15 protein-coding genes are annotated in these 20,370 nt (G+C 72.2%); 8 read left to right on the forward strand and 7 right to left on the reverse strand.

Annotation, left to right across the window (positions count from 1 at the left end):
• The first annotated feature begins 90 nt into the window (after nt 1–90).
• Nucleotides 91–765 (forward strand): class I SAM-dependent methyltransferase, encoded by a 675-nt coding sequence (locus ACZ7LS_RS21905; protein ID WP_385130479.1) that lies wholly within the window; start codon nt 91–93, stop codon nt 763–765.
• Nucleotides 766–1,175: 410 nt separating this feature from the next.
• Nucleotides 1,176–1,559 (forward strand): VOC family protein, encoded by a 384-nt coding sequence (locus ACZ7LS_RS21910; protein WP_385130482.1) that lies wholly within the window; start codon nt 1,176–1,178, stop codon nt 1,557–1,559.
• Nucleotides 1,560–1,679: 120 nt separating this feature from the next.
• Here the strand turns inward: ACZ7LS_RS21910 and ACZ7LS_RS21915 are convergent, their stop codons facing one another.
• From ACZ7LS_RS21915 to ACZ7LS_RS21940, 6 genes are all read right to left on the reverse strand, one after another.
• Nucleotides 1,680–2,603, reverse strand: coding sequence for a GNAT family N-acetyltransferase (locus ACZ7LS_RS21915; protein ID WP_385130485.1), 924 nt, complete (start codon nt 2,601–2,603; stop codon nt 1,680–1,682).
• Between the two features lie 377 nt (nt 2,604–2,980).
• Nucleotides 2,981–4,156, reverse strand: a complete 1,176-nt coding sequence (locus ACZ7LS_RS21920) for an epoxide hydrolase family protein (RefSeq protein WP_382519690.1) — start codon at nt 4,154–4,156, stop codon at nt 2,981–2,983.
• A gap of 80 nt (nt 4,157–4,236) precedes the next feature.
• Entirely contained in the window at nt 4,237–5,385 is a 1,149-nt protein-coding gene (locus tag ACZ7LS_RS21925; RefSeq protein WP_385130488.1) for a winged helix DNA-binding domain-containing protein, read from the reverse strand.
• A gap of 191 nt (nt 5,386–5,576) precedes the next feature.
• Complete coding sequence (locus ACZ7LS_RS21930; protein ID WP_385130491.1) at nt 5,577–6,449, reverse strand: hypothetical protein; 873 nt, start codon at nt 6,447–6,449, stop codon at nt 5,577–5,579.
• 169 nt (nt 6,450–6,618) lie between these two features.
• A complete protein-coding gene (locus ACZ7LS_RS21935) occupies nt 6,619–8,202 on the reverse strand; it encodes a carboxylesterase/lipase family protein (RefSeq protein ID WP_385130494.1) in 1,584 nt (527 codons plus the stop codon).
• A gap of 14 nt (nt 8,203–8,216) precedes the next feature.
• Nucleotides 8,217–9,131 (reverse strand): MBL fold metallo-hydrolase, encoded by a 915-nt coding sequence (locus ACZ7LS_RS21940; RefSeq protein ID WP_382519698.1) that lies wholly within the window; start codon nt 9,129–9,131, stop codon nt 8,217–8,219.
• Nucleotides 9,132–9,333: 202 nt separating this feature from the next.
• Between ACZ7LS_RS21940 and ACZ7LS_RS21945 the strand changes: the two genes are divergently transcribed.
• Nucleotides 9,334–12,243, forward strand: coding sequence for a helix-turn-helix transcriptional regulator (locus tag ACZ7LS_RS21945; RefSeq protein WP_385130497.1), 2,910 nt, complete (start codon nt 9,334–9,336; stop codon nt 12,241–12,243).
• 72 nt (nt 12,244–12,315) lie between these two features.
• Here ACZ7LS_RS21945 and ACZ7LS_RS21950 read toward each other — a convergent pair whose 3' ends face one another.
• On the reverse strand, nt 12,316–13,368 hold the full coding sequence (locus tag ACZ7LS_RS21950; RefSeq protein ID WP_382669925.1) for a LacI family DNA-binding transcriptional regulator: 1,053 nt from the start codon (nt 13,366–13,368) through the stop codon (nt 12,316–12,318).
• Nucleotides 13,369–13,480: 112 nt separating this feature from the next.
• Here ACZ7LS_RS21950 and ACZ7LS_RS21955 point away from each other — a divergent pair, with 112 nt between their 5' ends.
• From ACZ7LS_RS21955 to ACZ7LS_RS21975, 5 genes are all read left to right on the forward strand, one after another.
• Nucleotides 13,481–15,307, forward strand: coding sequence for a glycoside hydrolase family 2 protein (locus ACZ7LS_RS21955; RefSeq protein ID WP_385130500.1), 1,827 nt, complete (start codon nt 13,481–13,483; stop codon nt 15,305–15,307).
• Between the two features lie 158 nt (nt 15,308–15,465).
• Complete coding sequence (locus ACZ7LS_RS21960; protein WP_382669931.1) at nt 15,466–16,809, forward strand: ABC transporter substrate-binding protein; 1,344 nt, start codon at nt 15,466–15,468, stop codon at nt 16,807–16,809.
• 33 nt (nt 16,810–16,842) lie between these two features.
• Complete coding sequence (locus ACZ7LS_RS21965) at nt 16,843–17,748, forward strand: carbohydrate ABC transporter permease (RefSeq protein ID WP_382519707.1); 906 nt, start codon at nt 16,843–16,845, stop codon at nt 17,746–17,748.
• A gap of 1 nt (nt 17,749) precedes the next feature.
• Nucleotides 17,750–18,721 carry a carbohydrate ABC transporter permease gene (locus ACZ7LS_RS21970; protein ID WP_385130505.1) on the forward strand — a complete coding sequence of 324 codons (972 nt, stop codon included), beginning with the start codon at nt 17,750–17,752 and terminating at the stop codon, nt 18,719–18,721.
• Nucleotides 18,722–18,832: 111 nt separating this feature from the next.
• Entirely contained in the window at nt 18,833–20,296 is a 1,464-nt protein-coding gene (locus ACZ7LS_RS21975) for a glycoside hydrolase family 43 protein (protein ID WP_385130508.1), read from the forward strand.
• The last annotated feature ends 74 nt before the right edge of the window (nt 20,297–20,370 follow it).

Below are 20,370 nucleotides of genomic sequence, written 5' to 3' on the forward strand. Positions count from 1 at the left end.
GTCACCCCTCGCGGGGCTTGGACGAACGGGTGGGAGGGCAGCCCGTAATTCCCTTGGCTCGCCTCAGCACCAGGGGCTACGGTCGCGACCATGGTCGAACACGATGCCCTCAGTGTCACCCGCGAGGGCTACGACGCTGTCGCCCTCACCTACGCGGAGCTGTTCCGCGACTCGCTGCGCGACAGTCCCCTGGACCGCGCGGTCCTGGGTGTCTTCGCCGAGGCCGTACGGGCGAGCGGGAACGGTCAGGTCGCGGATGTGGGGTGCGGGCCCGGCCATATCACCGCTCACCTGGACGAGTTGGGGCTCGCGGCGTCCGGCGTCGACACCTCTCCGGCGATGATCGAGCTGGCTCGGCAGGCCTATCCCGGCCTGCGGTTCGACGTGGGCTCGATGGCCGCGTTGAACATCGCTGACGGCGCGCTGGACGGCGTACTCTCCCGTTGGTCCATCATCCACACGCCACCGCGCGAACTCCCCGTCATCCTGGCGGAGTTCCACCGCGTGCTGGCACCTGGCGGCCACCTTCTGGTCGGCTTCTCGGCCAGCGATGACGCGACGCATCCGACCCAGACCTTCGACCACACCGTCGCGCCGGCCTATCGGTGGTCGCCGGATCACCTCGCGGCGCTGCTGCGCGAGTCCGGGCTGGCCGAGGTGGCCCGGACGGTGCGCGAGCCTCAGCCCACCGACCGACGGCAGTTCCAGGAGGTTCACCTGCTGGCCCGCAAATCCGGGACGGGGGCGGCCCTGCCGCACGCATGACCCCGTCCGGCCCGCCGCGGGGCCCGCGTGGACGGAGCGCACCCCGCTCTGCGCCCACATGCCGCCCATTCCCACCACGGCGATGGCGAGCAGGACGTCGGTCAGAGCCGTCACGGCGACCGGCAGGTCCGCGACCGCGCGCGGCCGCGGTCGTCTCCGTGGCCGCCACCGCCGTAGGCCAGGTCCGCCCCCGCCGATCAGCGGCGAGGGCGAACGTTCGATGAACGCGACCTTGGAGTAGGGCGGTTGCCTCATCAACGGTTTCTCCCGACGAACTGGCTACCCGCAGTGCGCGCGGGCCGTGTGCGCGCGGGCCGTATGCGCGAGGGCCGTGTGCCCGAGGGCCGTGTGCCCGAGGGCCGGGCGCAACCCGGTGGCGCCCGGCGTGGAAGTCGGCAAGGCTTGCGCGCATGGTTTCGGTATTGCAGAACGTGGCGATCGACTGTGCGGATGCCTACGAGCTGGCCCGGTTCTGGAGCAGGGCGACCGGCTGTCCCCTGCATCCGGAGGACAGGCCGGGCAGCCGGGAGACTCAGGTGCTGCTGGCGGAGGGACCGGTGCTGTACTTCAACCAGGTGCCCGAGTCCAAGACGGTCAAGAACCGGATGCATCTGTGTTTGCGCCCTGAAACCTCACGTGAGCAGGAGGTGGAACGGCTGCTGGGACTCGGTGCCACCTTTGTCACCGATCACCGGAATCCTGATGGCTCCGGCTGGGCGGTCCTCGCTGATCCCGAAGGCAATGAATTCTGTGTTCTTCGCAGCGATTCCGACCGGGCCGCGATGAGTTCCTGAACGTCGGCGGCGTCCCGGCGGCGGCGCCCCGGGCAGGTCCGGCGGGCCGGAGGACACGGTGCGCCGGTCCGGGGGCCGGCGCACCGAGTGGGACGGCGGAGCCCCCGGCCCCGTACTCGCTCAGCTCCAGGTCATATTGATCTCGCGCTCGAAATTGACGTATCCGGCGCGGCGGAAAGCGTTCGCCATCGGGACGTTGCCCAGGTCCGTGGCCGCACGGATGCGGGGGACGCCCTGTTCGGCGAGGACGCGGGTGCCCTCGGCGAGGATGTCGTCGATGTAGCCGTTGCCGCGGTGCGCGGGCAGGGCCGCGAGGTACGCGATGATCGGGTTGTAGTCGTTGCGGGCGGGGAGGACGAACCCCACCGGCTCTCCATCGGGCAGTGCCGCGATCCGCCACCAGTCCCGCGGGCTCCTGTAGCGCGCGAGCTCGTCCTCGTAGTGCCGGGCGGCCGCTTCGTGGACGGACATGCGGGTGAGGTCGTCACGGCCGTGTGCGTCCAGTGTTCCGTCCAGGGCCAGGGCCATCAGAGACACAAGCTCCTCGGCGTCCTGGATCGGCCGGAACACAAGACGTCCGCCGGGTTCGGGAACGGGCGACTCCGGACGCCATTCCAGACGCAGCCGTTCGACGAAGAACCGGGCACCGGTCCGTCGCAGCGCTGTCATGCGGTCCTTGACGGATTGCCTGGTTTCCGCGTTGTCACGCCAGTCCGGCGGGACGAAACGGCTGTACTTGGGGCGGCGCTCCCCGCCCGGGAGGGTGGCCGCCATCGCGGCGTGCAGAAGCCGCACTCCGATGTCCACACGGTCGGGCCCCGCGAGGCTGTCGTCGATGTCGAGGACATCGAGGATGAGTGGCGCGCCGCCGCCAGGCCGGCTCCACCAGGCGGCCCTGGCCAGCACACGGTCACCGCGCAGGGCGACCCACATCCATTCGGGACGCCGGCGGCCGGCGGCGAGGTCGTCCGCCAGTTCCTCGTCGAGAACGTAGGGCAGTTGGGAGAAGAGATCGAGTTCTTCGCGTCCGGTGATCGGACGCATGGTCAGATGGTGCTGTTCCACGGTCAAGGCACGCTCCGGTGAAGGCGCCCGTTCGCTCCGGGGTCAGACGCGGTCCGCGCCCCGGGAGGTCACAAGCGCGATGATCATGGGGATCATGGGCTTATCCCTCCTCTCGCTGTCATGGCCACTCACCCCTCGTGGTGGGGCCCAGGGGTAACGTCTATCCAACCGCGGCCCCCGGCCGCAAACCCTTTTCGATCACGGTGGTTCGTGGTGCGGGAAGGCCGCGGCGCTTACGGCGGCCGTCGGCGGCGGCGAGACAGCAGCCGGTCACCTTCTCCCACGGGACCTGCCATGTACGGGACGTGGCGACCGCTCCGGGCGCGCGGGGGCGCCCTCGGTCCCCCGCCGCCGCCTCAGTCCCCCGCCGCCATCCGGTACGGGCGGAAGAACGCGCGCAACTCCTCCGCGTAGAGCTCGGGTTCCTCGAACGGCGCGAAGTGCCCGCCGCGCGCGGGCTCGGTCACGCGCGCGGTGTTCGCCGTGCGCTCGATCCACGCCCGCGGCGGGCGGACGATGTCACCGGGGAAGAGCGAGAAACCGGACGGCACCTCGACCCGGCGGGCGTGCTGCGCGGGCGGGATCGCGGCGTTCGCGTGGTACATGCGCATGGACGAGCCGATCGTCCCCGTGAGCCAGTAGAGGGTGACGTTCGTGAGGATCTCGTCCTTCGTGAAGCTCCGTTCGACATCGCCGTCGCAGTCGCTCCAGGCCCGGAGCTTCTCGACGATCCACGCGGCGAGCCCGGCGGGCGAGTCGGTGAGCCCGACGGCGGCGGTCTGGGGTTTGGTGCGGTGCATGGCGGCGTAGGCGCCCTCGGCCGCGCCCCAGGCCGTGGCGCCCTCGATCCAGGCGCGCTCCTCGGGCGCGAGGTCCGCCGGGTCTCCGGTGAAGATGGGCAGGCCCGCGTCCATGCGGTGGACGGCCACGACCCGCTCGGAGTGGTCGAGCCCGAGGTAGCGGCTCACATGGCTGCCGATGTCCCCGCCCGCCGCCCCGAATCGCGGGTATCCGAGGACGCTCATCAGCTCGGCCCACAGGCCGGCGACGGCGATGGAGTCGAGCGGCGGGCCGGCGGGGCGGTCGGAGTACCCGTAGCCCGGCATGTCGGGCACGACCACGTCGAACGCGTCGGCGGGGTCGGCGCCGTGCGCGCCGGGATCGGTGAGGAGTGGGATGACCTTCGCGTACCGCCAGAACGAGTCCGGCCAGCCGTGGCTGAGGACCAGCGGCAGCACGGTCCCGGCGGGCGCGGCGGCCCTGGCGTGCACGTAGTGGATCCCGAGGCCGCCGAGCCGGACGCGGAAGCGGGGAAGCCGGGCGAGCTCCGCCTCCCGCGCCGGCCAGTCGAAGCCGTCCGCCCAGTAGGCGACCAGCTCGCGGAGGTAGGCGAGGTCGGTCCCGAGCGACCATCCCGCGTCCTCGGGCGAGTCCGGCCAGCGCGTCGCGCGCAGCCGCGCGCGGAGGTCCTCAAGCGCCCCGGGGGCGGTCCGCGGGATGAACGGCTCGGGGCGAGACAGGGCGTCCGGCATGGCTCGCATTCTACGGGCGGCGCGGTCACGGAGCGGGCGGGCCGCGCTGCTACGGAGCGGGTACGCGTGGGCCCGTCGGTTCAGTCACCGGGCAGCAGCCGTGTTTCGGCGCCCGGCAGCCCCTTGGCCCACCAGTGGTCGTAGCGTCCGTAGACCCTGGGGTCACGGGTGGCGAGGAACGCGACGAGCGATTCGGCCTCCGCGGCCAGTCCCTCCCAGACAGAGCCGGAAAGGGGGTGGAAGGCGGTGGCCTCGATCCCACCGGCCACGGCACGCCAGACGCCGGCGACGTAGCCGTCGACCAGCAGTGTGGGCAGTACGTCGCCGTTCACACGCGTCACGTGCTTGCGGTAGGCGGGTGGGATGACGCGGCTGCGGTCGGCGTAGGCCAGCAGGGTGCTGTCCCACATCGCCATCAGTCTGGGGGGAGCGGGGGTGTCCTCGGCCGGCCGTGGCGCGCCGGGCAGGTCGTACAGCACCGTGCCGCCCGGTCCTTCCAGTTGTTCGAGTTCGCCGGCGAGCGCGGTCAGCGCCGCTCGGACCCGAGCCCGCTGTACCAGCGCGAACTGCGCCATGTCCGCCACCGACGCCGGCCCGAATCCCGCCAGGTAGCGGCGGATCAGGGTCTGGAGACTCCCGGCGGCGACGTCGGGATCCGCCAGCACCGGCCGCGTGCCCGCGGCGACGTACGACGGCCGGGTCTGGAAGGACCAGGGGCCTCCCGTCGGCGCGTGCCACAGCGGGGCGTACTGCCGCAGCATCCGCTGGGCCGCGGACTCCAGCGGTGCGCCGAGCCGGTCCCGTAGCCAGGCTCCCATCTCGGCGACCGTCCGCGGCTGGTCGGCGTAGTTCAGCAGATCCGTGACCAGTACGGAGGCGGCGTCGACGGTGAGCCCGGATGCCGTGAAGCGTGAGTCGCCGAGCCTGGAGCCGCGCAGCGTCGGCTCCATGGCCTCACGGAAGGTCCGGTAGTCCTCGGCGTGGACCGCGTGCAGGGTGAGGCGCATCAGTGTCGCCTTGACCGCGTGGCGCCCGGCGAGGGCGGTGTCGAGGGCGGCCGGGTCGAAGCCGCTGAGTCTGTTCCACAGCGCGATGTACGGCGAGGCGGGCTGCTGGGCCTGCAGCGCGACCACACGTCGTATGCCGTCCTCGACGTCGAGCGGCTCACGGCCCAGCAGCAACTGCCGGGCGAGCGTGGCCCGGTTGAGCGCGTGCGCACTGATACTCATACCGGGATTCTCTCGTTCCGTCCGCGGCGCGGAACCCCCGGGGTCCAGAGCCTCATGTCTGGACCGCCGGCCGCAGGCCGTCCCGCGACGGAGCCCGGACGCGCACCGGGGCCTGGACGCATGTCCGGGCCCCGGAACGCGCGAGGCCCGGACATGGTGACGTCATGCGCTACGGCGCTCTGACCGCCGGTTCAGCTCCAGCTCGCCGAGGGCTGGTGCGGCAGCCCGTACGGCACGGGCCGGCCCGTGAACGCGTCCAGGAGGATACGGTCGCCGACCGGCCGGTCCAGCCTCACCGTCAGCTCTTCGTGGTGCAGGTCGGCAGTGCAGGGGCCGTCCTTCGCCCCGACGACGGACGCGGACAGCACCACGCTGTCACTCGTCTCCAGCACGTCCACGGCGGGGCCGTCGTCGCAGGATCCATGGTTGGCCACCACGGTGACGGACCGTCCGTCCCCGGCCACCTCGACCAGCCGGCCGAGCGGCGCCAACGCGTCGGTGGGCGGGTCCGCGACCGGCTTGACCGGCGGCACGGGAAGCTTCGACGGGGCAAGGGCGACGCGCTTGAGCGGAGTGTCGTAGCCCTCCACAGAGAACAGCCAGGCCGGGACGGTCGCCGGGCCACGGCTGGTGGCGAGGGTCATCTCGCCCAGCTCCGCCCCGGTCACAGTGAGACGCGGTCCGTCGCCGCCACCTCGGGCCACGCTCTCGTACGCCGTTCGCGCCTCCGTCAGCGGCAGCGTGAGCGAGCCACCGCTCTCCCATCTCACCTGTCCGTCCTTCCGGCGGATGGCGGGAAGTCCGGTGCGCAGGACGAACTTCCGGGTCGCGTAGGCGCGTTCGCCGGCTTCGCCGCGGAAGCCGCTCCCGGGCAGCTGGACCGCATCCCCCATCGGGTAAAAGCCCGCGCCCCACACCTCGGCGGCCTTGGAACCGTCCCAGGCCTCGGCGACCTCACGGGCACGGGCCTCCCGGTCGGCCGAGTCCCAGCCGCAGCCGGCAACGGCGGTGAACAGGGTGAGCAGGACGGCCGGAACGACGGCGCGTCGGGTCTTCGTACGCATGGGTCCCCCCGAGGACAGACGGTACTGACGGCGGCGGCGAGCGGCGGCCGCGCGGACCGCGCGGACCTCCTGCCGCCCCTGTGACGCGCCGCCCCCGGGCCGGGTTCCACTCGGACGTCGTCCCCCGCGCGGGTCCCTGCGGAGCAGGGTGTACGAGGTGCCGGCGGGGTCAGCTCCAGGCCTGTCGTTCCTGGCCTCGGGGGTCGTCGACCTGGGTCCACCCGGCGTCGATACGCATCGTGGTCCGGCGCTCGTTGTCGTACGGAGCCCAGCCGGGATCACCGGTCCTGGCGAACCGGATCCAGGTCTCGTGCACGCGGGCGGCGAGATTCGCGGGTGGCTCGCCGGGGCCGAGCAGGCCGTCGGGTCCGTGCAGCTGGGGAAGGCGCGCGAGGTCGAAGACGAAGGGGAGTTCGACCGCGTGAGCGGCGCCCAGCTCTCCGTCCAGGGCGTGGGAGCGCCACGCGAACTCGTAGCGGAAGGTGCCGGATTCGGGGTGCGCGCGTGCGGCATGCGCGTCGGCCATGGCCCAGCTGCCCGCGCCGAACAGCGCGTCGCCCGTGATCGCGGACCGCAGCTCGCCGAAGGACGCGCCGGGGCGTGCCGTCCGGTACGCCTCGACGAGCCGCGCGGGATTCGAGTGCGAGCGCGCCGCCGCCGCGTCGACGTCCCTCGCGGTCGAGGTGGCGTACTGGCCGACGGGGACCAGGTAGAGGTTTCCCTCCTCGGTGTTGGTCCCGATGAGCAGATCGACATCGGCGCCGAGGCCTGCGGCGACGGATTCGGCGGGCTGCGTGTCGAGGACCAGGCTGAAGGGGCTGAGCCCGGCCAGCGGGTCGGTGTGCGTCCCGGTCCGCAGGTCGATGCCGGTGAGCCGGGACGCGGCCTCGACCAGGTGCTCGTCGGAGATCTCCGCGAAGGCGTCGGCGCGCGGATCGACGCCCAGGGCCTCGGCCGCCGCGCCGGTGACACGGGCGGCCTGCTCGGTCGTGAACGCCCCCAGGCCGCTGCCGCTCTGGATGATCGCCCGCCGGAAGAGCCCCGCGGCCTCGGGGGTGGCGAGGACGCCGCCGACGACGGTCGCCCCGGCCGACTGGCCGAAGAGGGTGACGTTGTGCGGATCACCGCCGAAGGCCGCGATGTTCTCCCGTACCCAGCGCAGCGCGGCGACGACGTCGAGCAGCCCGCGGTTGCGGGGCGCTCCGGGGAGGTCGAGGAACCCCGCGATGCCGAGCCGGTAGTTCAGGGTGACGAGGACGACGCCGTCGCGGGCGAAGGCGGAACCGTCGTAGATCGCGGACCGCGTCGATCCGGCGACGAATCCCCCGCCGTGGACGAACACCATGACGGGCAGGTCACCACCCGTGTCCCCGGGGGTCGACACGGTGACGGTGAGGTAGTCCTCCCCGTGGCTCCAGCCCTCGCCGAAGTACGGGGACATGTTCACGCTGCCGAGCCTGCGCGGGGACTGCGGCGCGTTGGGGCCCGGCGTGGTGGCGTCGCGTACGCCGTCCCAGGGCTCGTGCGGCCGTGGCGGCGCGAACCGGCCGGCGCCGAGGGGAGGAGCGGCGTAGGGGATGTTCAGGAAGGCGGCGGTGCCGCCCCGGCGCAGGCCCCGGACCGCCCCCTGCGCGGTGGTCACAACGGGTCCCGGGCGGTGACTGCCGTCGTTCCGGATGTCTTGGTGGTTCTGGTGGTTCTGGTGGTTCTGGTGGTTCTGGTGGTTCTGGTGGTTCTGGTGGTTCACGGTCATGCCTTCCGTGGGCCTCAGCCCTGCTCGGTGTACGGGGCGAAGGGGGCCCAGCCCTTGATGGCGAACGTGCTTCCGTCACGCACCACTTCCGCGGCGCCGTGGCCGCCCAGGTGCGCGGGGATCAGAAGCGCGTTGTTGTCGGCCGCCCAGCCCAGTAGCTTGCGGCGGGTGGCACGAGCGCCCACGGGGTCCTCGCAGAAGCAGCTGTTCGCGTCCGGTTCGAGGATCTGCACCGGGCTGTGCAGCAGGTCGCCGACGAACACCGCGCGGTCCGACCCGGATTCGAGGGTCAGCACGGAGGAGCCGGGGGTGTGCCCGGGAGCCGCGTCCAGGCGCAGGTTGGCGTCGATCCGGTGGCTGTTCTCCCACAGCAGCGTCCGGCCGGCCTCGTGCACCGGAGCCACGCTGTCCTCGAAGACGTTCTGGTTGCCGCGTCCGAGCGACGGCTTGTGGCCGTTCTCGGGATTCCAGAAGTCGAAGTCGTCCTTCGCCATCAGATAGGTGGCGTTGGGGAACGTCGGAACCCAGCTCCGCCCGTCCAGACAGGTGTTCCAGCCGACGTGATCGACGTGGAGATGCGTATTGACGACGATGTCCACGTCCTCGGGCCGGACACCGGCCCGGGCGAGATTGGCCAGGAAGCCGGTTTCGAGATGGCTCCAGACCGGTGCGTAGGGGCGCTCCTTGTGATTTCCCACGCCCGTGTCGATGAGGATGGTCCTGCCCTCACTGCGCAGCAGCCAGGTCTGGATCGCGGAATTCACGATATTGGTCGTGGAATCGAGGAAATGCGGGGTCAGCCAGGAGGCTCCGTCGTCCCATACCTCCTTCGAGCTTTCCGGGAAGAAGGTCTCGGGCGTCATGTCCACGGAACCGAAGTATTCCCAGACCCGGGTGACGGTGACATTGCCGAGCTTGATCTGTTCCACAGGGCGTCCTTGAGAATTCGGAGGATTTCCCGGAAGCGTAGGAGCGGCCCCGGCGCGTGCGGTATCCGTCACATGACTGCACCACCGCGCCCGCACTCATGAACCGCGGACACCGGACACCGGACACCGGCCTCGCCACTTGTAGCCTGGGCGGGACACGGCACGGCGGCTCCGCGCGGGAGCCACGATTCCCGGAGACTCTGTGGACAAGCAGGCAGGCGGCCCCGGCGCGGTCCTGGAAAGGGAATCGGAGCCGGATTCGGCGGAGCTGATCGTCGGCCGGGACGCGGAGCTGGCACGCCTTTTCCGTGCGGTGGACTCGATATCGGCGGCCGGACCAGGTTCGGCGGCCGGCTCCTGTCCGGCGGCCGGCCCGGTGCCGGCCGAGCCGGTTCTGGTGCTCGTCGGTGAGGTGGGCACGGGGAAGAGCACGCTGCTGGACTCCGCGGCGCGCCGCGCCGAAGCGCGGGGTGCTCGCGTACTGAGTGCCGATGGCAGCGAGTCGGAGTCGAGCCTCGCGTTCTCCGCGCTGCATCAGTTGCTGCGGCCGGTGCGGGCGGAGGTGGACGGGCTGCCGGAGAGGCAGCGCACGGCGATCCACGACGCCTTCGGCGTGGGGCCGGCCACCACGGCGCCCGATCTCATGCTCATCGGGGTCGCGGTCCTGAGCCTGCTGTCGGCCCTGGGCGATGAGGGCCCCGTGCTCGTGGTGCTGGACGACGCGCAGTGGTGCGACCGCGCTTCCCTGGACGCGCTGTCCTTCGCCGCCAGACGGCTGCGCGGCGAACGGGTCACGATGCTGATCGGAGCCCGCGTCGGCGATCCTCTCCCGGGGTTCGACCGGCGCGTACCGGCGCTCGTCCTCGGGCCGCTCGACAACGCCGCGGCCGGCAGACTGCTGGACCGCCGGCCGTGGCCCCCCACCGGGCGGGCCAGGACGCAGATCCTCGACCAGGCCGGCGGCAACCCGCTGGCACTGGCCGAACTGGCGAGGGCGGCCGCCGGGCACGGCGCCACCGCCGCGCCATCGACCGCGGGGGTGCCGTCCGCAGGATCACCGGACGCGAGTCCGCTGTCCACGGGATCGCCGTCCGCGGGTCCGCTCCCGCTCACCGATCGCCTGGAGCGGATCTTCGCCGCCCGGCTGGACGGCCTCCCCGCCGCCACCACGCGGGCCCTGCTGCTCCTGGCCGCCATGGACGGCGTCGACTCGGCGATCGCCGCCCCCGCAGGGCTGCCGCACGCCGACGCCGACGCGTGGCCGCCCGCCGAGCGGGCCGGGCTGGTCCGGCGGACGGGCCGGGACGTCCGGTTCCGCCACCCGCTGGTCCGGTCCGCCGTGTATCACGCCGCGTCCTCCGACGCGCGGCGCGCGGCCCATCTCGCACTCGCCGGGATGCTGCGGGACGAACCGGACCGGCGTGCCTGGCATCTCGCCGCCGCCTCCTCCCACCCGGACGCGGCCGTATCGGCGGAGCTGGAGCGGACCGCGGGCCGGGCCCGCCGGCGCGGCGGCTACGCGGCGGCGGCCAAGGCCCTGCAACGCGCCGCGGAACTCGCGCCACGGCGTGCGGAGAGCGCCCGGCTGCTGGTCGAGGCCGCCGCGACCGCCGTGTTCACCGGCGACATCGGCTGGGTCGAGGAACTGGCCGCCGCGGCACGCGCGCGCACCGACGACGCCTCGCTGCTGGCGTCCGCCGCCGTACAGACCGGACGGCTGGCGGCGCTGACCGTGCGCCACACCGTCGTCTTCTCCCGACTGGCCGACACCGCCCAGCGGTTGACGCTCTCACGGCCCGCCGTCGCGCTGGACCTGCTGGCCGTCGCCGCCGTCGTCCGCTTCTACTCCGGAGAGGACGCGCAACGGCTTCGCGTCCAGGCCCTCCTGCGGCGCCTTCCCGAGAACGCGTCACACGCCTGGCTGCGTGCGTGGGTGAGAGCCGTGTCCGATCCCTTCGACGACAGAGCCGAACTCGTCTCCCGGCTGCCGCGGTTGGCCGCCGAGGCGGAACGCCGGCCGGACCGGCTCATCACTTTCGCGATCATGGCGTGGCTCCTGGACGAGACCCCGCGGGCCGTCCGCGCCGTCGACGAGGCTCTCAGCGGCTGGGAGCCGCGGGGACCGCTGCCGGAGGGGCTGGGCGGCGCGGTCGCCTGGGCCTATGTGGAACAGGGGAAATGGGACCAGGCCCGTGAGTTCTGCGCCCGCACCACCGCGGTCGGTTCGACGGCCGGCCTCGATCACGCCGTGGCGTGCGCGGCCTCGGCGGACGCCACCGTACTGGCCTTCCAGGGCGACACGTCGGCGGCCCGGGAGCGGGCCGCCGACGCACTCGCCCTGATCGATCCGCTGGAGAGCCGCTCGGTATCCGTCCGTGCCCGTCGCGCCCTCGGTGCCGCGGCGGCCGCCGAAGGCGCCTACGAGACCGCGTACCACCACCTCCGCATGGTCTTCACGGCGGACGGCGCGCCCGTGCACTACCACTCCTCCTATCCGGCTCTCGCCGATCTGGCCGCCGCCGCGGTGCGCGCCGGCCGCCGCGAGGAGGCGGCCGCGATCGTCGAGCGTTGCGCACGCACGCTCGGAGACAACGCCTCGCCCCGGCTGCGGGCGCTGATCAGCCGGGCGCGTGGCCTGCTGGCGGACGCCGGGAACGCGGAGCCGTACTACCGGGCGGCCCTGGCGGATCCGGTGCTGGAGCACTGGCCCTTCGAACGCGCCCAGACCCTGCTGGATCTCGCCGAGTGGCTGCGGCGCCGCCGGCGCGTCGCGGAGGCGCGGGCGCCGCTGACGGAGGCCCTGGAGATCTTCCGGCGCCTGGGCGCGCGCCCGTGGGTCGAGCGCGCCCGTGCCGAGTCGCGCGCCGCCGGCCTCGATGTCACGGACCCGGCCCCCGACGCGCTCGCCGGACTCTCCCCGCAGCAGCGGCAGATCATCGGGCTCGCGGCCCGCGGGCTGACCAACCGCGAGATCGGGGAGAGGCTCTTCCTCTCCCCGCGCACGGTCGGCTCGCACCTCTACCGCAGCTTCCCCAAACTGGGCATCACCGCCCGCTCCCAGCTGCGTGACCTCATCGAGGGCCCCCTCCCGGCGGGTGGCCACCGGGAGTAGGGGCCACGGGGAGTGAGGGCCGGGCGCCGGTCGTCGACCCCGGCCGGTCCGGCGCACGCGCGAAATGCCGCGTCAGCCGCCGCTGCTCTCGCGCACGATGAGCCGGTGCCCGGCCACATGGTCCTGAAGGGCGCCGGTGTCCGGCTCGTCGATGCGTTCCAGGAGCAGGGATACGGCGGCTCGGGCGATCTCCGGTTTGTCGGGGGCGACCGTCGTCAGGCTCGGCACGCTGAACCGCGACGCCTCGATGTCGTCGAAGCCGACCACGTCGAGGTCCCCGGGGACGGAGCGGCCCTGTTCGTACAGCGTGCGCAGCGCGCCCAGGGCGAGATGGTCGTTCAGGCACAGCAGCGCGTCGGGGTGCGGCTCCTTCGCCAGCAGCGCGGCCGCGGCGCGGGCACCGTCCCGCCAGTGGTACGCCTCGACCGGCACCACGAGGTCGGCGGTGAAGGGCAGGCCGGCGGCCTCAAGGGCCTGGCGGTAGCCGTCGGTGCGCAGCCGGTCGGTGCCCTGGCGTCCGCGGACGGCGCCGCCCAGGACGGCGATGCGGCGACGTCCCCGGGACAGCAGGTGCGCGGTGGCTTCCCGGGCGGCCCGGACGTTGTCGATGCCCACGTGGTCGGTGCCGCCCGCGACGGGCCGTTCACCGAGGAGCACCACCGGAAGGCGCTGGTCGCGGGTGGCCAGGTCCCGGGGCAGGAGGGAGAGGGGGCTGAGGATGACGCCGTCGGAGAACTGCGTGTCGAAGCCGTGCAGCGCGGCCAGCTCGCGTTCGCGTACGCCCTCGGTCTGATGGAGCAGGACGGTGCGTCCCCGGCGGTCGGCCTCGGCCATGACGTGTTTGGCCAGCTCGGAGAAGTAGGCGACGTCGAGTTCCGGGACCGCCAGGGTGATCATGCCGGTCCGGCCCTGACGCAGCTGCCGTCCGGCGATGTTGACCCGGTAGCCGAGCGCGTCGATCGCCTCGCGCACGGCGGCCCGGGTCTGTTCCGACACGTGCTCGAAGTCGTTGATGACGTTGGAGACGGTCTTGGGAGAGACCCCGGCGTACCGCGCCACGTCCTTGATCCTCGGCCTGGCCGCCACTGTGTTCATCCTTCCGTCGGCCGTGATCGTACCGACCATCACGAAACGGTTGCGGGCCGGACCATCCTCCACCGACGTATTTACATCGATGTAATCGCCATGGTGCCATGAGCCTCGCACCGACCCGGCACTACTCGTTGCAAGGAGCGCCATGCCCGTCCCGCACCTCCCGGACGTGCCCCGTCCCGAGTACCCCAGGCCGCAGTTCGCCCGTGAGGCCTGGCTCAATCTCAACGGCGAGTGGCAGTTCGAGACCGACCGGTCCGACACCGGTCTTGAGCGCGGTCTGCTGGAACGCGAGCTCGCCGACCGTATCCTCGTCCCGTTCTGCCCCGAGTCGGAGCTGTCCGGGATCGGGGAGACGGACTTCCTGGAGGCCGTCTGGTACCGGCGGACGGTGACCGTGCCCGCCGGCTGGGCCGGCTCCCGGGTACTGCTGCACTTCGGGGCCGTGGACCACGACACCACCGTGTGGGCCGACGGCCGCGAGGTCGCCCGGCATCGCGGCGGCTTCACCCCGTTCACGGCCGACCTCGGCGACGTCGCCGTACCGGGCGAGGAGCTGACGATCGTCGTCCGGGCCCGTGACAGCCGGCACGGCGTCCAGGCGCGTGGCAAGCAGGCCACCTGGTACGCCAACTCCCACTGCCACTACACCCGTACGACCGGCATCTGGCAGACCGTGTGGCTGGAGCCGGTCCCGCGCGCCGTCGCCCTCAAGCGTCCCCGTATCACCCCCGACCTGGCCTCCGGCTCCTTCCACCTCGAACTGCCGCTGACCGCGAACGCCCCCGGCCACCGCGTCCGGGCCACGCTCCGCGACGGCCACGGCGACATCACCACGGCCGAGGCCCGCGCGGACCTCGACCTGTGCCCGCGCCTGGTACTGCCACTGCCCGACGACCGGCTGCGTGTCTGGTCGCCCGCGGATCCGCACCTGTACGACCTGTCCCTCGACGTCCTGGACCCCGACGGCACGGTCGTCGACACGGCGCGCTCCTACGCCGGTCTGCGCTCGGTCGCCGTCCACGGAAAGCGGCTGGTACTGAACGGCGAACCCGTCTTCCAGCGTCTGGTGCTCGACCAGGGCTACTACCCGGACGGGCTGATGACCGCCCCGAGCGACGCCGCCCTGGTCCGCGACATCGAGCTGGGCCTGCGCGCCGGCTTCAACGGCGCCCGTCTGCACCAGAAGGTCTTCGAGGAGCGCTATCTCCACCACGCCGACCGGCTCGGCTACCTGGTCTGGGGCGAGTTCGGCGACTGGGGGTGCGAGATGGGCGCCCGCGACGACAACCAGCGCCCCGACGCCTCGTACGTCACCCAGTGGCTGGAGGCCCTGGAGCGGGACCACTCACACCCCTCGATCGTCGGCTGGTGCCCGCTGAACGAGACGTACCAGCCGCTGCACGACCGCGTCACCACACTCGACGACGTGACCCGGGCGATGTTCCTCGCCACCAAGCTGGCCGACCCCACCCGCCCGGTCATCGACGCCTCCGGATACGCGCACCGGGTGCCGGAGACCGACGTGTACGACTCCCACTGCTACGAGCAGGACCCGGCCGCCCTCGCCAGGACCATGGACGGCCTGGCGGAGGACCGCCCCTACGTCAACACCGCGCCGGACGGACGGCCGTGGTCGGTCCCGTACCGCGGACAGCCCTACTTCTGCAGCGAGTTCGGCGGCATCTGGTGGGACCCGCAGGCGGCGGCCGGGACGGCCGGCACCGAGCGGGACGCCTCCTGGGGTTACGGCGAACGGCCCCGCAGCGCCGACGAGTTCGTCGAGCGCTTCACCGGCCTGACCGGCGTGCTGCTCTCCGACCCGGGCATGTTCGGCTACTGCTACACCCAGCTCACCGACGTCTTCCAGGAACGCAACGGCGTCTACCGCTTCGACCGCTCCGAGAAGGTCGACACCGCGCCGCTCCGCGCCGCCCAGACCCGCCCGGCGGCGTACGAAGGCACGCCGTAGCACCGCGCAATCCCCCGGACCCGCGCGAACGGAAGCGGTGAACCACTCACCCCGCCCGCGCGTTTACATCGATGTATGACCACGGCACGGCGGTGCCGGCGAGGTGGGGACCACGGTGTCCCCGCCCCCCGCACCGCCGGCCGCGGGAAAGGAGCCACATGACCGGCACGCCCGTACCAGTCGGTCGCCCCGGCCTGACCAGGCGCCGCGCGCTGACGGCGGCCCTCGCCTCCGGAGCGGCGGTCCTCGGCGGCGGCGCGCTCGCCGGCTGCGGATCCGCGGCCGCGGCCGACGAGCCGACCGTCCACCTCTGGGACCTGTTCAGCGGGGCCGACGGCGCCCTCCTCGACGACATGACGCGGGCCGCTCGCGCCGATACGCGGGGCACGCGGATCGAGCGCACCGTCCTGGAGTGGGGCACCCCGTACTACACCAAGCTCGCCATGGCCTCCGCCGGCGGCCGCGGTCCCGACATGGCGGTGGCGCACCTGTCGCGTCTCGCCGGGTACGCGCCCACCGGACTGCTGGACCCGTGGGATCTGGACGTCCTGGCCGAATACGGCGTCACCCGCGACGACTTCACCGACGCGGTGTGGTCGCGCACGCGGTCCGGGGGCGCGACGTACGCGATCCCGCTGGACACCCATCCGTTCATCGTCTTCTTCCATCCCGGACCCGCCGCCGACGCGGGCCTGCTGACCAAGGACGGCACCCTGGACGCGGAGGCCTTCAGCTCGCCCGACCGCTTCCTGGCCGCCGGGAGGGAACTGGCCAGGGCCTCGGGCAAGCAGGGCATCGCCTTCGGCTACGTCACCGACACCGCCCAGGGCTGGCGCCTGTTCTACGGCCTGTACCAGCAGACCGGCGGGGCCTTCCGGCTGCCCGAGGGCGGACCGGCCGAGGTCGACGAGGACCGTATGGCCGAGGTCATCGCCTTCATGGCCCGGCTCGTCGACGGCCGCGTCAACCCCCGGGGGCTCGACTACGCGGCGGCCATCGCCGCCTTCGCCAACCGGCAGACGGCGATGATCCTGTCGGGCGAGTGGGAACTCGGCACCTTCCGGGCCGCGGACAAGAACGTCCAGGCGGCCTCCTTTCCCACGGTGTTCGGCACACCCGCCGTCTACGCGGACGCGCACTCCTTCGTCCTGCCGCACCGCCCGCGCCCGGACGCCGCGCAGCGCCGCCGCACCCACCAGGCGGTGGCGGCGCTGCTGAAGGCCGGCCAGATCTGGGCCACCGCGGGCCACATCCCCGCCTACCGGCCCGTCACCCGCACGGAGGAGTACGAGCGCCTGCGGCCCCAGGCGCACTACGTACAGGCGCAGAGCCACGTCGTGCTCGACCCGGCGGTCTGGTTCGCCGGCGCCGGATCCGACTTCCAGAACGCCATGTCCCAGGTCCTCCAGCAGGCCCTTCTCGACGGTCTCGCCCCCGACCGCGCGGCGCGCGCCATGGTGCGGCGCCTGAACACCTTCCTCTCCAAGCCCAGCCCGGCCTGACCGGCTGCGAACCACCGCGCAGGAGGCACAACGATGTCCTCTCCCCACGCCGCACCCCGCTCCGGGGCCCTGTCAGCGCGCCGGCTGTTCTCCCCCGGCCTGCTCTTCGCGCTCCCCTTCCTCGTCCTGTTCGCCGTCTTCCTGCTCTGGCCGCTGGGCCAGGGCCTGTGGATGAGCCTGACCGACGCCTCCCTGTCGGCCCACGCCCCGGCGTTCATCGGCCTCGACAACTTCACCGAGGCCCTGGGAGACGCCGAGATGTGGCGCGCGCTGGGCCACACCGTGTGGTTCACCGTCCTGTCGACCGTCCCCCTCGTCGCGGTCGCGCTCGGCATGGCGCTGCTCGTCCACACCGGTCTGCCCGGCCAGTGGGTGTGGCGGCTGGCGTTCTTCGCCCCCTACCTGCTGCCCGTCGGTGTCGTCAGTCTGCTGTGGATCTGGCTGTACCAGCCCGATCTCGGGCTGTACAACCACCTGCTCGACGTGCTCGGCCTCGGTCATGTGGCGTGGCTCAGCGACGAGTCGGTGGCCATGGGGGCGATCGCCCTGACCACGCTGTGGTGGACCGTCGGCTTCAACTTCCTGCTCTACCTGGCCGCGTTGCAGTCGATACCCGACCATCTGTACGAGGCGGCCGCCATCGACGGGGCCGGGGCCTGGCGGCGGCTGTGGTCGATCACACTGCCCCAGCTCAGCCGTATCACCACCGTCATCACCGTGCTGCAGATCCTGGCCTCGCTGAAGGTCTTCGACCAGGTCTACCTGCTCACCAAGGGCGGCCCCGACAACTCCACCCGCCCGGTCGTCGAGTACGTCTACGACGTCGGCTTCACCGGCTACCGGCTCGGCTACGCCTCGGCGATCAGCTATATCTTCTTCGCCCTGGTCATCCTCGCCTCCGCCGCCCAGTTCGCCGCCCTCCGCCGCCGGGAGAAGTGACATGACCTCCACCGACCTGCCCGTCCGCGACGCCTCGGGTCCCGCCCCGCACACACCGCACACCGGACGGGCGTCGGCGGTACGGCGCCGGGCGCCCCGAACCGGTCCCCACTCCCGTCACCACCCCCGAACGCACCTCACTCTCGGCGCCGGCCGGACCTCGCGCGTGCTCGCCCTGGCCGCCCTCACGGTCATGGCCCTGGTGTGGCTGCTGCCCATGGCCTGGGCGCTGCTGACCGCCTTCAAGTCCGAGCGGGACGCGAGTGATCCCCTCCACTGGCTCCTGCCCGCCCACGGCTTCACGCTCCAGGGCTTCAGCGCCGTCTGGGAACGCGGCGACCTGCCGCTGTGGATGCTCAACAGCCTCCTGATCTCGGCCGCCGTCACCGTGATCACGGTGCTGGTCTCCGCGATGGCCGGATACGCCTTCTCCCGCACGCTGTTCGCCGGGCGCAGGTGGCTGTTCGCCCTCACCGTGGCGGCCGTACTCGTACCGCCCCAGATCCTCATCGTGCCGTGGTTCCAGCAGATGCTCAGCCTGGGCCTGCTCGACACGTACGCGGCGGTGATCCTGCCGCAGACCGTGGCGCCGGTCATGGTGTTCATCCTGAAGAAGCACTTCGACTCGCTGCCCCACGAGCTGGAGGAGGCCGCCAGGATCGACGGCGCGGGCCACTGGCGGATCTTCTGGTCGGTGCTGCTGCCGCTGTCCCGGCCGATGCTCGCCGCCGTGTCGATCTTCGTGTTCATCGGGGCGTGGAACAACTTCCTGTGGCCCTTCATCTCCACCTCCGACCCCGCCCTGATGACCCTGCCCGTGGGCATCACGTCGGTGAAGGACGCCTACGGCATCCAGTACGCCCAGTCGATGGCGTCGGCCGTCCTGGCCGCGCTGCCGCTCGTCGTGGTCTTCATGTTCTTCCAGCGGCACATTGTCAAGTCCGTGGCCACGACGGGGCTCGGCGGGCAGTGAACAGAACGGCCCGGGACGGGCAACCTCCGTCACGTCCAGGGCCGTTGACACCTCCTCGTGCCTTCCCTACGGTGCCCGACGGGGATTTACATCGATGTAAGGAGCCCGCCCATGCGTACAGATTCCCGCCCGGCGCGTCACGCGGCACTCGTCGCCGCACTCCTGGCACTCCTGCTCGGCTTCGTCTCCGCCCCGCCTGCCACCGCCACGAGCCCGGCCCCTGCCCCGTACCCGGCCGTCGCGGGCACCACCTTCCGCAATCCGCTCAACCCCGGCCCCGACCCGTTCACGACGTACTGGAAGGGGGCGTACTACCTGACCTCCACCCAGGGCGACAGCATCCGGATGTGGCGCTCCCCCTCGCTGAGCACCCTGCTCTCCGCCGACCCCGTGACGGTATGGACGGACAGCGACACCTCACGCAACCGCGACATCTGGGCGCCGGAGTTCTACCGCTTCGGCGACCGCTGGTACCTCTACTACACCGCCGACGACGGCACCGACGAGCACCACCGGCTGTACGTGCTGGAGTCCGAACGCGACGACCCGGCCGGCCCGTACCGCTTCAAGGCCAGGCTCACCCCGCCCAACCACGCCTCCGACTTCGCGATCGACCCAAGTGTGTTCCAGCACGGCGGCCGCCTCTATCTCGCCTACAGCGGCCTCAATCCCTACCAGCACAACGGCCTGAACATCGCTCCGATGTCGAACCCCTACACCGTCTCGGGCGACGCGGTCGCGCTCGACGCGGCCGGCGGCTGCCCGGAGGTCCGCGAGGGCCCGGAGTTCCTCAACCGCAACGGCCGTACGTGGATGACGTACTCCACGTGCGACACAGGCAAGCCGGACTACCAGGTCTGGATGATGTCCCTGCCGGACGGCGCCGACCCGCTCGTACCCCGCGACTGGACCCAGCACTCCGGGCCGGTGTTCTCCCGCGCCGACGACCGAGGCGTCTACGGGCCGGGCCATCACGCCTTCTTCCGCTCGCCCGACGGCACCGAGGACTGGATCGTCTACCACGCCAAGACGACCTCCACGAACACCTATACGGACCGCACCACCCGTGCCCAGAAGATCACCTGGAACGCCGGCGGCGGCCCGGACCTCGGCCGTCCGCTCGCCCTGGGCGCGACACAGGACCTGCCCTCGGGCGACCCGGGATCCGGCGGCCACTGGATCAACGACGACGGCCGCTCCAGCGGTGACGGCACCGTCGCCTACACGGGCACCTGGAACTCCGGCACCGGCTGCGCCACCCAGTGTTTCTGGGGCGACGACCACTGGAGCGACCGGGCGGGCAACACCGCGACCTTCACCTTCACCGGCACCCGCGTCGCCCTGCTCTCCGTCCGCGACACCGGCAACGGCATCGCGGCCCTGAGCGTCGACGGGGGCAGCGAGCGGCGCGTCGACCTCTACGGCGCGATCCGGACCGGCGAGAGCGTCCAGTACCTCAGTCCCCGCCTCCCGTACGGCCGCCACACCCTGCGCGTGCGGGTGACCGGCGAACACAACGCCGCGTCCCGGGGCGGGTTCGTGAGCGTGGACCGGGCGGAGGTGTACACCGATTGACCCGTGGCGGACGTCGTACGGGCGGGCCCGCGGGAGCGTCGGAGCGCACGGCGCCGGGGCGTCCGTGCCGGGCC

The sequence above is a fragment of the Streptomyces sp. NPDC039430 genome, assembly GCF_055639435.1.